Origin of the sequence: Microbacterium sp. PA5 (assembly GCF_049860775.1) — a bacterium.
In the GTDB taxonomy this organism is placed as follows: Bacteria; Actinomycetota; Actinomycetes; order Actinomycetales; family Microbacteriaceae; genus Microbacterium.
On sequence record NZ_CP187567.1, the window covers coordinates 2763730 to 2777285 of the forward strand.

The 13556-nt window shown below is 72.6% G+C and carries 14 protein-coding genes; 7 read left to right on the forward strand and 7 right to left on the reverse strand.

What is annotated here, in order from left to right:
- Window positions 1–234: 234 nt before the first annotated feature.
- From ACPWUT_RS13080 to ACPWUT_RS13090, 3 genes are all read left to right on the forward strand, one after another.
- Window positions 235–714 (forward strand): SRPBCC family protein, encoded by a 480-nt coding sequence (locus ACPWUT_RS13080; protein ID WP_425838344.1) that lies wholly within the window; start codon window positions 235–237, stop codon window positions 712–714.
- On the forward strand, window positions 711–908 hold the full coding sequence (locus tag ACPWUT_RS13085) for a hypothetical protein (protein WP_425838347.1): 198 nt from the start codon (window positions 711–713) through the stop codon (window positions 906–908). The genes ACPWUT_RS13080 and ACPWUT_RS13085 overlap by 4 nt, the downstream gene beginning before the upstream one ends.
- Window positions 909–1027: 119 nt before the next feature.
- Window positions 1028–1978 (forward strand): manganese catalase family protein, encoded by a 951-nt coding sequence (locus ACPWUT_RS13090; RefSeq protein WP_284530479.1) that lies wholly within the window; start codon window positions 1028–1030, stop codon window positions 1976–1978.
- A 61-nt stretch (window positions 1979–2039) separates the two neighbouring features.
- On the opposite strand, the gene ACPWUT_RS13095 is transcribed toward ACPWUT_RS13090, so the two are convergent.
- The 3 genes from ACPWUT_RS13095 to ACPWUT_RS13105 all read right to left on the reverse strand — a co-directional run bounded on the left by ACPWUT_RS13095 (window position 2040) and on the right by ACPWUT_RS13105 (window position 4912).
- Entirely contained in the window at window positions 2040–3038 is a 999-nt protein-coding gene (locus ACPWUT_RS13095; RefSeq protein WP_284530477.1) for a magnesium and cobalt transport protein CorA, read from the reverse strand.
- 180 nt (window positions 3039–3218) lie between these two features.
- Window positions 3219–3440: a hypothetical protein gene (locus ACPWUT_RS13100; protein ID WP_284530475.1), complete on the reverse strand. Its 222-nt coding sequence runs from the start codon at window positions 3438–3440 to the stop codon at window positions 3219–3221.
- Window positions 3434–4912, reverse strand: a complete 1479-nt coding sequence (locus ACPWUT_RS13105) for an SDR family NAD(P)-dependent oxidoreductase (RefSeq protein ID WP_425838352.1) — start codon at window positions 4910–4912, stop codon at window positions 3434–3436. The genes ACPWUT_RS13100 and ACPWUT_RS13105 overlap by 7 nt, the downstream gene beginning before the upstream one ends.
- Before the next feature lie 89 nt (window positions 4913–5001).
- On the opposite strand from ACPWUT_RS13105, the gene ACPWUT_RS13110 reads away from it, so the two are divergent.
- The gene (locus ACPWUT_RS13110) at window positions 5002–5388 is read left to right on the forward strand and encodes an NUDIX domain-containing protein (protein WP_342395275.1); all 387 of its coding nucleotides are present in this window, start codon (window positions 5002–5004) and stop codon (window positions 5386–5388) included.
- Window positions 5389–5473: 85 nt separating this feature from the next.
- Here the strand turns inward: ACPWUT_RS13110 and ACPWUT_RS13115 are convergent, their stop codons facing one another.
- The gene (locus ACPWUT_RS13115) at window positions 5474–6826 is read right to left on the reverse strand and encodes a DUF222 domain-containing protein (protein WP_425838355.1); all 1353 of its coding nucleotides are present in this window, start codon (window positions 6824–6826) and stop codon (window positions 5474–5476) included.
- A 222-nt stretch (window positions 6827–7048) separates the two neighbouring features.
- Here ACPWUT_RS13115 and ACPWUT_RS13120 point away from each other — a divergent pair, with 222 nt between their 5' ends.
- A complete protein-coding gene (locus tag ACPWUT_RS13120; protein WP_425838358.1) occupies window positions 7049–8578 on the forward strand; it encodes an FAD-dependent oxidoreductase in 1530 nt (509 codons plus the stop codon).
- Here the strand turns inward: ACPWUT_RS13120 and ACPWUT_RS13125 are convergent.
- Window positions 8529–9896: an APC family permease gene (locus ACPWUT_RS13125; protein WP_425842287.1), complete on the reverse strand. Its 1368-nt coding sequence runs from the start codon at window positions 9894–9896 to the stop codon at window positions 8529–8531. The two genes, ACPWUT_RS13120 and ACPWUT_RS13125, sit on opposite strands and share 50 nt — an antisense overlap.
- A gap of 62 nt (window positions 9897–9958) precedes the next feature.
- On the reverse strand, window positions 9959–11284 hold the full coding sequence (locus ACPWUT_RS13130) for a cytochrome P450 (protein ID WP_425838361.1): 1326 nt from the start codon (window positions 11282–11284) through the stop codon (window positions 9959–9961).
- A 179-nt stretch (window positions 11285–11463) separates the two neighbouring features.
- Here ACPWUT_RS13130 and ACPWUT_RS13135 point away from each other — a divergent pair, with 179 nt between their 5' ends.
- A complete protein-coding gene (locus tag ACPWUT_RS13135) occupies window positions 11464–11757 on the forward strand; it encodes a hypothetical protein (protein WP_284530467.1) in 294 nt (97 codons plus the stop codon).
- A gap of 9 nt (window positions 11758–11766) precedes the next feature.
- Window positions 11767–12525, forward strand: a complete 759-nt coding sequence (locus ACPWUT_RS13140) for a DUF72 domain-containing protein (RefSeq protein ID WP_425838365.1) — start codon at window positions 11767–11769, stop codon at window positions 12523–12525.
- A gap of 4 nt (window positions 12526–12529) precedes the next feature.
- Here the strand turns inward: ACPWUT_RS13140 and ACPWUT_RS13145 are convergent, their stop codons facing one another.
- Window positions 12530–13426: an SDR family oxidoreductase gene (locus ACPWUT_RS13145; protein WP_284530462.1), complete on the reverse strand. Its 897-nt coding sequence runs from the start codon at window positions 13424–13426 to the stop codon at window positions 12530–12532.
- Window positions 13427–13556: the final 130 nt, after the last annotated feature.

Below are 13556 nucleotides of genomic sequence, written 5' to 3' on the forward strand. Positions count from 1 at the left end.
CACGCCCGCCGTCCGATCCTCGGCGGGCCGCCGCGCGAGGACTGACCACACGCGCGGAATTAGGTACCGGCGGGGCCCACGTTGCGTACCGGCGGCGGACCGTCGCAGGCTTCCGGAGTCGCGGGGCCGCACGCCGCGGCCGGGCGACCATACGGCATCGGGACGCGCGCGACAATCCCGTCGCGGCCGGGGAGCCGGCGCGCCTACGCTCGCGGCAACGACGGAAGGATCGCCATGTCGCGCAACGTCCGACACTTCCGCTGTCCCCCGGCGGCGGTCTTCGCCGTGCTCGCGGACGGCTGGCTGTACCCGGCCTGGGTGGTCGGCGCGGCGCGCATGCGCGACGTGGCCGCCGCCTGGCCTCAGCCCGGAGCACGGCTGCACCACTCGTTCGGCGCCTGGCCGGCGCTCGTGAACGACACGACGACGGTCGAGGAGTGCGAGCCGGACCGCAGGCTCGTCCTCACGGCGCGCGGCTGGCCGATGGGCGCCGCCCGCGTCGAGCTCACCATCGAGTCCCGTGGCACCGGGTGCACGGTCCACATCCGCGAGACGCCGGTCTCCGGACCCGCCGCGTGGCTGCGCGACCTGCTCGAGCCGCTGCTGTTCCTCCGCAACCGCGAGACGCTCCGCCGCCTCGCGCTGCTCGCCGAGCACGATGCCGGCCGCCCCCTCGACCGAGACCGCCCCCAACGACAGGAGCTGGACGCATGACCGACCCCCGAGAAGACCTCGATCGCGACGAGCCCGAGGGCGTCACCGACCCCGAGGACCGCGGCGCACCCGTGGCCGAGTCGCACTACGTCGTCTCCGAGCACGACGGGAACACGCGCATCGACATCGCCGACGACGCGATCGCCCGCCCCGGACCGGGTCCCGGGCAGCCCGAGGCCGACGGCGAGGCCTGACGCGTCGCGGGGGCACGCGAGTGTACGCGGCCCCCGGTGCCCCGTCGAGGGGGACGGCGGACGGGCGGACGGCGCGCATGCTGTGCAGACCCCTACCCCCCGTCTCGAGGAGGCGTCGCATGTACTTCCACCTGCAGCAATGGATCAACGACATCGCACAGGACGAGCCGGATCCCGCGGCCGCCAACGCGCTGCAGGAGGGGCTCGGCGGTCAGTTCGGCGAGATGCGCACGATGATGCAGTACCTCTTCCAGAGCATGAACTTCCGGGGCGCGTCGGCCAAGCCGTACCGCGACCTCATCCAGGGCGTCGGCACCGAGGAGATCAGCCACGTCGAGCTCATCGGCACGACGATCTCGCGCCTGCTCGACGGCTCGCCGCGCTACACCGGCAAGCCCGCCGACCCCGTCGATCAGCCCGGCGCGGGCGGCGCGACCCCGCTCGACATCGCGCTGTCGGAGTCCAACATCCACCACTACCTCGTGGGCGCGCAGGGCGCGCTCCCGGTGGACGCCGCCGGCAACCCGTGGAGCGGGAGCTACGTCTACAACTCCGGGAACCTGACGCTGGATCTGCTGTACAACCTGATGCTGGAGTCCACCGGTCGCCTGCAGAAGTGCCGCCTCTACGAGATGACGTCCAACAAGACGGCCCGCTCGACGATCTCGTATCTCATCGTCCGCGACCAGGCGCACGAGAACGCGTTCGCGAAGGCGCTCGAGACCCTCGGCGTCAACTGGCGCACGGCCCTGCCGATCCCGAAGACCAACGCGGAGCAGTTCCCCGAGGTCAAGGAGCTCGTCGACAGGGGGCTGCAGAGCGTCCAGTACACGTTCGACCTCGGCAACCAGTCCGAAGCCGGCCGCATCTTCCAGGGCATGTCGCCGTCTGCCGACGGCACGGAGCTCGACGGCTCTCAGCAGGCCCCGGCCGGCGTCCCGTCGGAGATCGCGCCCGAGCGTCCCGAGGAGTTCTCCCCCGGCGCGGATGCCGAGCTGCGGGCGCTCATCGAGGCGACCGCCGAGATGGAGATGGCCGACATCGACAACGTCTTCGGGGCGATGAAGTAGGTCGCCTCGCGGCGCCCCGGAGCGGGTGAGGGCCGCGCCCTCCAGCCGCTCCGGCCGCGCCCTACAGCCACTTCCGCGACTTGAAGGTCGCCCACAGCGCCACGGAGGTCCCGGCCATCGCGAGCAGGGCGAGCGGGTATCCCCACACCCAGTCGAGTTCGGGCATGTGCGTGAAGTTCATGCCGTAGATCGTGCCGACGAGGGTCGGGCCGAAGAGGATCGCCGCCCATCCGGAGATCTTCTTCACCTGCTCGTTCTGCATCAGGGCCGTGTCGGTCTGGCGCTGCGTCACGAGCGTCGCGTTGAGGGTGAGCGCATTGTCGAGGATGGAGCGGAGCGCGGTGAGCTTGTCCGTGATCCGCAGCGTGTGGTCGAGCACGTCGCGAAGCGACCGCTGCAGCTCGATGTCGACGCCGTACTTCTCGCCGCCGCGCAGCAGGGACTCCAGCATGTCGCGCAGCGGATCGGCCGCGCGCTGGAAGTGGATGAGCTCGCGCGACAGGTCGTAGATGCGGCGCGAGAGCTGGGGCGACCCGGCGTCGAACAGGGCGTCCTCGATCTCGTCGACGTCGTTCTGCAGGCCCTCCGTGACCGGCAGGTACTCGTCGACGACCTCGTCGAGGATCGCGTAGAGCACCGCCTCGGGGCCGGACCCCAGCAGGTCGGGCTGGGACTCCATGCGGGAGCGCACGCGCGCGAGATCGGGCACCTCGGCATGGCGCACCGTCACGACGAAGTCCGGCCCCACGAAGATGTGGAGCTCGCCGAACTCGACGGTCTCGGAGGACTCGACGTAGCGCGCGGGCCGCAGCACCGCGAACAGGACGTCGCCGTACCGCTCGAGCTTGGCGCGCTGATGCCCCGACAGGGCGTCCTCGACCGCGAGCGGATGGAGCGAGAACTCGGCGGCGACCGCGTGGATCTCCTCCTCCGTGGGACGGAGCAGACCGATCCAGGCCATCCCCTTGTTGTCGCGCATGTGCTCGAACGTCTGCTCGAGGCTCTCCGGGTTGCGGATCCGGTGACCTCCGACGTACACGGCGTTGTCGACGATGGGCATGCGATCAGTGTGCCTCACGGGGCGGGCTGCGCCGGTCGGCCGACGGACGTGTCTCCGGTGTCGCCGCAGACGGAACCGGTGGCAGTCGTTGTCGGTTCCCGGCCACCGAGGCGACGACGACTGTCACCCGATCGCGCCCGAAGCGGCAACGACTGTCACCGGAACGCGGTCGGGGCCGGTTCAGCCGCCGATCGGACGGCGGGGGCGCGGCGCGGGCGGGGGCGGGACCTCCTTGGCCGCGACGATGTCCGACACCGCGATCCGCTCGATGCCGCGCTTCCCGTCGACGACGACCGTCTCGTCGTCCGCGCTCAGGAGCTCCCCCAGCGCATCGGTGGCCTGCCCGCTCGGCAGGAGGTAGCGGACGACGACGCGGCGTCCCGGCGCGGGGAGCCTCACCATGCGCCCGGTGCGTAGTCCTTCAGGAAGACCCCGAAGAGGTCCTCGCCGGCCTCGCCCCGCACGATCGGGTCGTACACCCGCGCCGCACCGTCGACGAGATCGAGCGGCGCGTGGAAGCCCTCCTCCGCCAGGCGCACCTTCGTCGGATGCGGGCGCTCGTCGGTGATCCACCCGGTGTCGACGCTCGTCATGAGGATGCCGTCGGTCTCGAACATCTCGCGGGCGCTCGTGCGGGTGAGCATGTTGACCGCCGCCTTCGCCATGTTGGTGTGCGGGTGGCCGGGCCCCTTGTAGCCGCGGCCGAACACCCCCTCCATGGCGCTCACGTTCACGACGTACGTGCGGCGCGCGGGGCTCGCCGCCAGCGACGCGCGCAGCCGTGAGACGAGGAGGAAGGGAGCCGTGGTGTTCGCCAGCTGCACCTCGAGCATCTCGAGCGGGTCGACCTCGCCGACGCGCTGGGTCCAGGAGTTGACGTGGTCGACGTCGGGGATGAGCCCGCCGGCGTCGATGGCGGTGCCGGCGGCGAGGCGCTCCAGCGAGCTCGATCCCGCGGCCATCGCCTGCTCGGTGAGCTCGTCGGCGCGCGAGGCGGCGGCGGCCAGGATCGGGTGCGCGCTCACCGAGCGCTCCAGCGCCTGCGGGTGGCGGTCGTTCGTGTGCCCGAAGGTGACGAGCTCCGGCAGCGGTCCCGTCGGCAGCGGGGCCAGTTCGGCGTCGACGAGAGGCTGGTACGCGCCCGGCGAGCGGCGCACGGTCTGCGTGGCGTTGTTGATGAGGATGTCGAGGTGCCCGGCGGCGGCGACGTCGTCGGCGAGACCGATGACCTGCGCCGGGTCGCGCAGGTCGATGCCGACGATCTTCAGCCGGTCGATCCAGTCGGACGCGTCGGGAAGGCTGCGGAAGCGACGGACGGCGTCGCGCGGGAAGCGCGTCGTGATCGTGGTGTGCGCGCCGTCGCGCAGCAGGCGCAGCGCGATGTACATGCCGATCTTGGCCCGCCCGCCCGTCAGCAGCGCGCGCCGGCCAGTCAGGTCGGTGCGCGCGTCGCGCTTGGCGTGGCTCATCGCCGCGCAGGCGGGGCACAGCTGGTGGTAGAACGCGTCGACGATCGTGTACGGCTGCTTGCAGATGTAGCAGCCGCGCGCCTTCAGGAGCGTGCCGGCGATCGGCGCGGTGGTCGCCGAGCTGATCGGGATGCCGCGCGTCTCGTCGTCGATGCGATCCGGCGCCCCGGTGGCCGTCGCGGCGACCACGGCCCGGTCGGCATCGGCCACGGCCTCGCGGATCTCGCGCCGGCGCTCCTTCTTGGCGGCCTTGAAGAGGTGCGAGGTGGCCTTGCGGAGCGTGATGAAGTCGGGGTGCCGCTGGTCGATCGCGGCGACCTGGCGGAGCACCTTGAGCGCGATCTCCAGCTCGTCGGGGGCGATGCCCGAGGACGGGGCGGTGGAGTCGGGCAGTTCGGCGGGCACATGCGATTCTACGTCGGCGGCGGACGCGCACCTGTTACGGTGCGGCGGTGACCTCCTCCGCCTCCGACGAAGCCTCCGCCGAGTACCCCGTGCGCCGCATCCACGTCTCGGCGGCGGTCATCGTCGACGCCGAGGGCCGGCTGCTGCTCGTGCGCAAGGCGGGCACCACCGCCTTCATGCAGCCGGGGGGCAAGCCCGAGCCGGGCGAGAGCGCCGCCGAGACGCTCAGCCGCGAACTCGAGGAGGAGCTCGGCATCCGCCTCTCCCCCGACGACCTCGACGGCCTCGGGACCTTCACCGCCGCAGCGGCGAACGAGCCGGGATTCCTCGTCGTCGCCGACGTCTTCGTCGCCGACATCGGCGACCAGCAGCCGGCCGTGCGGGCCGAGATCGAGGAGCTGCGCTGGGTGAGCCGCGCGGAGGCCGACGCGATCGAGATCGCTCCTCTCGCGCGGGAGAACTTCCTCCCCGGCTGAGGCGACGCCGAGCGGGAGCTCAGCGGGGACGGATCAGTGCGCGGCGAGGACGGCGGCGACCGCGGCGTCGACGACGGTGGCGTCGTCAGAAGGGCGAGTCGAGTTCGGCGACGACCCTGGTCTCGGGGTCGGCGTCGGCGTCGGATGTGAACACCAGCGTGCGTGCGGGCCGGTCGGGGTAGGTCCGACCGGTCGGGCTGGTCCAGTGGAGCACTCCATCCGCGGCCTGTCTCACGCGCCATGCCGAATGATGTTTCAAGGTGTGATGGCGGCGGCACAGGTGGGCGAGGTTTCCGAGTTCGGTGGGTCCGTCGTGTTCTCTGGCGGTGGTGTGGTCGATGTCGCACCGCCGGACGGGGATCCGGCATCCGGGGAACCGACAGTGCTCATCACGGACCCGGAGCGCCCGTTTCAGCTGATCGCTCGGCCGGTACCGGTCCACCGCGAGCACCGTGCCGGTCACGGGATGGGTCAGCACCCGGTCCCATCCCGGCGCGGTCGCCGCGAGCCGCAGAGCTGTAGCGGTGTCGATCGGTGCGTGGCCGGTGAGCTCCGCGGGAGTCGTGTCGACGCCGAGGACCGTCAGTACGGGGACCGTCAGTTGCACGTGCGCGACGATCGCCTCCCCCTCGGGGATCGAGGCGTTGCTGCTCTCCGGTGTGGCGTGCCCGGTGAGGAGCAGGTCGGCGAACACATCCGCGCGGATCTCGTCGACCCCGCGGCGATCGCGCGCGGTCGGCTCGCCGAAGAGCGTCTCATCGGGCAGCTCCCCGCCCGTACCCGCGTTCTGGTGAACGCCCATCGCCCGTCTTGCATACTGGTCGAGGCGATCGCGGATGCCGTGCGCGAGGTGCGCGGGCAGGGTCGCGACCAGCTCCGCCATCCCGTCCTCCAGGTCACGCACCCACACGGACCGGCGTGATGCGGCCTCGACGTGGCGACCGTCCAGCGGGATCGCGTGCAGCCGTGCGGCCAGCAGCCGTGCGGCGGGCTTCAACCGGCCGGAGGTCTCCCGCCGCGCGATCTCCAGCACCGCCGCCTCGTAGGCGGCGCGCGGGTCGTCATCGTCGATCGCCTGCCCGTGCTCCACGACCACACGCGCATGCGCGACCGAAACCGTCCCCGCCGCGAGCGCCGCGTGGGTGGCCGGGAAGCGGGTCGTCAGCACGACGGCATCCGAGAGATGCCGCTGCACCGTCCGATCCGAGACGCGCAGTGCGGCACCGATCTGCGCGGCCATCGAGCGGATCGGAATGTCTCGAATCTCCGACGGACCCGGCGCATCGTCCTGGTCGCGGGCGATCTCGACCGCGCGGGCGAGAAGCGCGGCTTCTTCCGCGTACAGCGCGGCGCGCCGTCGCTGGATCTCGACGAGCTCGTCGACCACGGCGTCCACACAGGTGGCCTGATCGCCGGTGATGGTCGCGGTGTTCGTCATGCCCCCATCGTCCTCGCCACCCCCGACACCGAGGTCAGACAATCCCTGGTCATCGGTGATTCCTGTGGATAACCCGGCTCCGTCGTCGGCTGTGGAGGAGCCCCTCGCCACGCTCGGGGACCGGAGCCGCGCTCGGGCATCCGCCGCGACCTGTCAACCCCCGTGCACGACAGGTCGCCGCCCCTCACTGTTCACGGAGAAGACCGACGACCAGGAGCCCGCATGACGTCCACGCCCGACCCCACCCCCGCCCCCGCGTCGCTGTGGCGCCTCACCGGTCCCGACCTGCGCGGTACGGACCCGCTCCCGACGCTCACGCAGACCCTCGTGGCGGGCGCGGGACTGGCGGGACTGGCCACCGCGCTGGAGCTCGCGCGCGCCGGGCACGAGGTGGTCGTCGTCGACGCCGACGAACTGGGCGGACGGACGACCTCCCGCACGACGGGGAAGGTGAGCCTGCTGCAGGGATCCACGGTGTCCGGCATCAGGGAGCACGCGGGCGAGGAGGCCGCCGCCGCCTATCTCGAGGCGAACCGCGCCGGCGCCGGCTGGATGCGGCGCGAGCTGGCCGCCGTCCCCGGCGCCTGGGAGGCCCGGCCGTCCTATACGTACGCGACCACGGCCGAGGGCCTGACCTCCGTGCAGTCCGAGGCCGACGCGATGGCCGCCGCGGGAAGCCCCGTCGAGAGCGTGCCCGCCGTGCCCGCCGGGACCATCGGGCTCCCCGTCGCCGTCGAGGGCGCCCTGCGCATGGCCGACCAGGCGCAGGTGCAGCCCGTCACCGCGGCGGCGGCCCTCATCGCGCGGATCCGCGAGGCGGGCGGCGTCGTGGTGGATCGCTGCCGCGTGACCGGGGTGTCGGCCACCGGCGGCGGAGTCACCGTGACGACCGAGCGCGGCGATATCGTCGCCGAGCGGCTGATCCTCGCCACGGGCACGCCCATCCTCGACCGCTCACTGCTGTTCGCGGCGCTCGTCCCGCAGCGGCAGGCCGTCGTCGCCTTCCGGCTGCCCGCCGGTCCGGGCGGCGGCTCCCCCGACGGCATGTACCTGTCCGTCGACCCGGTCGGCCGCTCGATCCGCACCGCGGTCGACCGCGACGGCGCACCGGCGATCGTCGTGGGCGGCGGCGGGATCGTCACCGGCCGCGAGGACGGGATCGGCGACCTGCGCGACGGCATCCTCACGTGGACCGCGGAGCACTTCCCCGGCGCGACGCCCATCACCTGGTGGGCGGCGCAGGACTACCGGATGACCACGCACCTCCCGTACGCCGGCGCCATCCACGGCGGGCACGACCGCGTCTTCGCGATGACGGGCTTCGCCAAGTGGGGCATGACCAACGCTCCTGCCGCCGCGCTCGCGGTGGTGGGCGAGATCACCGGCGAGACCCCGGCCTGGCACCGCACCCTGCGCGATCAGCGCCCCGGGATCCGCGATCTCGGCGAGACGGCCACGGCCAACGCCGAGGTCGGCGCCCACCTGGTCGCGGGGTGGGTCGCTCCGCGCAGCCACTCCGACAGCGGCCGCGCCGAGATCGTGCGCAGCGGCGTCCGCCCCGTCGCGCAGTCGCGCGTGGACGGCGCGCTCTGCCGCGTGTCCGCCGTCTGCACCCACCTCGGCGGCATCGTCCGCTGGAACGACGCCGAGAGCACGTGGGACTGCCCGCTGCACGGATCCCGTTTCGCCGCGGACGGCCGCGTCATCGAGGGGCCGGCGACGCAGGACCTCGCTCCGGTCGACGCCGACTGACGCGGCGCCGTGCGACGGTGGCGACGAGGTGCAGCACGACGCCGACGGCCAGGAGCGCGGCGCCGAACAGCCAGACCGTCGCGCTCTGCTGGCTGAGGAGCAGGACGCACGATCCGATGCCGAGGACCGGGATCGCCGTCCAGACCCGGAAGTGCTCGTGGGCGACCCGGTCGCGGCGGAGGACCAGGACCGCGATGTTCGTGCTGAGGAACACGAACAGGAGGAGCAGGACGACGGTCTCGGCGAGCAGCTGGAGATCTCCGGCCAGCGTCAGCAGGCACGCCACCGCGGTCGTCGCGAGGATGGCGACCCACGGCGTCCTGCGGTTCGGGAGCACCCGCGACAGCACCGACGGCAGGAGTCCCTGATCGGCCATCCCGTAGGCGAGGCGGCTGGCCATGATCATCGTGAGGAGCGCCCCGTTGGCGACGGCGATGAGGGCGATGAGGCTGAACAGCCAGGACGGGACCGCGACGCCGCTCGCCTCGACGACCGCGAGGAGCGGACCGGACGACTCGGCGAGGCGTTCGGGCGGGAGGGCGATGGAGCTCGCGAGCCCGACGAGCACGTAGACGGCCCCGGCGACGATCAGAGCCCCGAACAGCGCGACCGGATAGCTCTTGCGCGGCTCGCGCACCTCCTCGATGACGTTCGCCGAGGTCTCGAACCCCACGAACGAGTAGTAGGCGATGATCGCGCCGCCGAGGACGGCGGTGGCGACACCCGCATCGGGGTTCGGGGAGACGACGCGCGACAGCTCGCCACCTCCCGAGCCGACCAGGACCGCGACCACCACCACGACGATGACCAGTCCGCTCACCTCGATCACCGTCATGACGACGTTCGCGGCGAGCGACTCGCGGATTCCGCGCATGTTCAGCGCGCCGATCACGAGGAGGAAGACGATCGCGACCGGCACGGCGGGCAGCGCGATGAAGGTCTGGAAGTACTCCCCGGCGAAGGCCAGCGCGAGTCCCGCGGCGCTCGTCACCCCCGCGGCGAGCATGCTGAAGCCCACTAGGAACGACACGAGCGGGCGCCCGAACGCGCGCTGGGCGAAGACGGCGGCGCCGCCGGCCCGCGGATACTTCGTCACCAGCTCCGCGTAGGACCCGGCGGTGAGCAGGGCGAGCAGGAGCGCCACGACGAGCGGGGCCCACAGCATCCCGCCGACCTCTCCCGCGAGCACCCCCATGAGCGCGTAGATGCCCGCGCCGAGGACGTCGCCGAGGATGAAGAAGAAGAGCAGGGGTGTGGTGATGCTCCGCTTCAGTCGGTCGGACTGCGGGGGTGCCCCGAAGCTCTCGCTGGTCGCCATGGGGCCGGTCTTCTCTCTGTCGGGCATGAATCTGGTCCTGCGGGTCCGCGGTCGCGGGCCCGTCAGCGGCGGCGGTGGAACGGGCACCTGCCGCGCTCGTCGGCATCCTCCCGGCGACGCACCCGCGCGCCCGAGGCGGGCTTGGTCGGCAGCCGGCGCCGGTTGACGTCGAGGCCGTCGCCGAGGATCGCGAGCCGCGGATCGCTCAGCACGCCGATCGCCGCCGCGAGCCCCGCGATGGCGAGCTTCTCGCCCGGGCAGCGATGGCCCGTGCGGACATCCGCACCGCCGTGGGGGATGAACGCGGCGAGTGCCTCGTAGTCGTCGACGCCGACGAACCTCTCGGGCTCGAACGCGTCCGCGCGCTCCCAGGACGCCGCATCGGTGTCGGTCCCGAGGATGTCGAGCACCACGCGACCACCGGTGTCGACGCGCTGACCGTCGAGCTCGACCGGCACGAGCGCCCGCGCCGGCAGCACGGGCACGAACGGCGCCGTCCGCCGCACCTCCTGGGCGAACGCCGTCGCGAGGGGACCGCCGGCGAACGCGCCGCGCGCTTCCACCTCGTCGGCGATCCGCTCCCGCCAGTCCGGCCGCTCGTGCAGCTCGCGCGCCGCGAAGGCCACGAACCGCGCGACGGCGATCATCGGCCGGAGGACGTTCTGCAGCTCCACCCCGGCGAGCCGGGCGGGGAGGAGGTCGCCCCGGGGGTCGCGATGCCAGGCCCAGGCGTGCAGGGCGGTCCGCCGGGCGGGCTGGAGCCGCCCCTCCCGCACCGCGGTGATCAGCCGCTCCGCGTGACGATCCGACCACCAGCGATGTGCACCGGCCAGGACGAACTCCGGGGAGTACGGCACCCCGAACCCGTCGACGATCTGCGCGAGACGCGCCGCCCAGCGCGTGCGCGCGTCGGCGGTGCCGGGAAGTCCGGCCCAGCGCATCACCGCGCGGCCGAGAGCGCCGACGGCGGCGTCGTAGGCGGTGCGGGTCCCGCCGGCCAGCCAGGCATCGCGCTCGCTGCGCCACTCCTCGTCGAGCAGGGGGAGCAGGCGCTCGACCTCCGCGTCGCGATAGGCGACGTCGACGAACGTCGCCTTGCGGTGCCGATGCTCGCCGCCGTCGAGGCTGTGCACCGAACCGTGCCCGAAGAGGGTCTCCTGCACGAGCGCGGGCATGGCGCCGTGCCGGGCGACGCGCGACTCGTCGTAGAAGAGCGCCACGCCCTCCGGGCCGCGCACGAGCATCGCGTCGTGCCCGAGCAGCCGCAGCGGAGCCGATCGCGCGCCCTCACGCACGCGACGCCAGATCCGGTCGGCGAAGCCGTAGCCCTGGGTGAGGAGCGTCGGGGCGTCGTCGGCGAGGAGGCGAGGGGAGATCTGCGGGGTCATGCGGCCACGCTGTCAGGAGGACCCCGGTACGCGCACCGGGGCAGACGCGGGCGAGGCGGTGTGGTAGACCCGCGGCCGGAACGCAGGCGCGCGGCGGCTTGTCAATCCCCTGCGCATCCTTCCCCGTGGGCCGCAGGGTGGGGTGAGGGCGCTCTCGAGGCTCCCGGAAAGCACCACACATGACCTCCCCCCACCGGCTCACGCTGGATCCCCTCACCGATACGACCTGGCGTCTGCGCGACCGATCCACGGCGGACGGCGACCCGGACGGTGTCGTCGTCGCCTGCATCGAGCTCAGGCCCGACGGGCGCTATGCGGTCACCTGGGTGGCCCACGGCATCGCGTCGGCGACCTTCGCCACCCTGGGCGAGCTGCTCGACAGCGCCTCCGCCGTCCTCCACCCGCGCCCGCGCCACCCCGCGAGCAAGCCGATCCCGATCGCCCACCGCCCGCCGCCGCTGGGCTCGGCGTAGGAGGGTGCGGTGACCGGCGTGCCAGGGCTGAGTCCCGGCGACGTGCGCATCGGGACCTCCGGGTGGAGCTACGACCACTGGCGAGGTCATCTGTACCCGCCCGGCACGGCCTCGTCCCGCCGGCTGGCCGCCTATGCGGCCGAATTCGACACCGTCGAGCTCAACACGAGCTTCTATCACTGGCCGCGGGTCGACACCTTCCGCGGCTGGCGCGCGCAGCTGCCGCCCGGGTTCCTCGTCTCGGTGAAGGCCCCGCGCGGCCTCACCCATGCCGGGGCGCACCTCGACCCCGCCCGGTGGACCGAGCGACTGGCGGACGGGCTGTCGGGGCTGGGCGACGCCGCCGGTCCGCTGCTCCTCCAGCTCCCGCCCGGCGCGGAGCGCGACGACGAGCACCTGGCGCGCCTGCTGGCGGCCGTGCCCGAGGGCCGGCACGCCACGGTGGAACTGCGGCACCGGTCCTGGGTCGACGACAGCGTGTTCGCGGTGATCGAGGCGTTCGACGCCTCGTACTGCGTCGTGAGCGGCGCGGGCATGCCGTGCGTGCTCCGCGCCACCTCCGACGTCGTCTACGTGCGCTTCCACGGTCCCGATCCCGACGTGCTCTACGCCGGGGGCTACTCCGACGCCGACCTGGACTGGTGGAGCGACCGCATCCGCGAATGGCAGGCCCTGGGCACGGCCGTGCTCTGCCACTTCAACAACGACGGCGACGGCCACGCGGTGCACGACGCCCGGCGCCTGCGCGCCCGGCTCGCATCCGGGTGAGCGCCTACGGCGTCGGCATCCCGCCGTTGACGTTCAGCGTCTCGCCGATCACGTAGCTCGACTCGGCCGAGGCGAGGAACACGTACGCCGGGGCGAGCTCGGCCGGCTGGCCCATCCGCCCGAGCGGGGTGTCCTCGCCGAAGACCGCGATCTTCTCCTGCGGCTGGCCGTCGGTGACCTGCAGCGGCGTCCAGATCGGTCCCGGTGCGACCGCGTTCACGCGGATGCCCTTCGGTGCCAGCTGCTGGGCGAGCGCCTTGGTGAACGCGTTGATCGTCGCCTTGGTCGAGGCGTAGTCGACCAGGATGTCCGACGGCGAGTAGGCCTGGATCGACGTCGTGTTGATGATCGCCGAACCGCCGGGAAGGTGCGGGACCGCCTCCTTGGTGATCCAGAACATCGCCGAGACGTTGGTGGCGAAGGTGTCGTCGAACTGGTCGTCGGGAAGCGTCGTGATGTCCTCGTTGAAGACCTGCTTGCCGCCGTTGTTGACGAGGATGTCGAGACCGCCCAGGCCCTCGACCGCCTCGGCGACGAGCGCGCGGCAGTACTCCTTGTCGCGCAGGTCGCCCGGGATGGTGAGCACCGTGGCACCGGCCTCGCGCAGGATGCCGGCGATGCGCGCGGCGTCCTCCTCCTCTTCCGGGAGGTACGACATCGCCACGTCGGCGCCCTCGCGGGCGAACGCGATCGCGGTGGCCGCGCCGATGCCGGAGTCGGCGCCGGTGATGAGGGCCTTCCGGCCGGCGAGCCGGCCCGTGCCGCGGTAGGTGTCCTCGCCGAGGTCGGCCTTCGGCGCGAGCTCGGCGTCGAGGCCCGGCTCGGGCTGATGCTGCTTCTTCGGATCGATGTCGGCGTAGAGGTCTGCGGGGTTCACGAAGGTGTACTGGTCACGGGACATGCCGCCAGTCTGCGGTGCGCGCACACGGATGCCGAGGGGCGTTGACAGCGGTCGCCGGTCTGTGATCTCCTGGCCGCGACCGGGATCGCGACGCGGGCGGCGCGCTGCACGAAGAGGCAATCCATCCGGT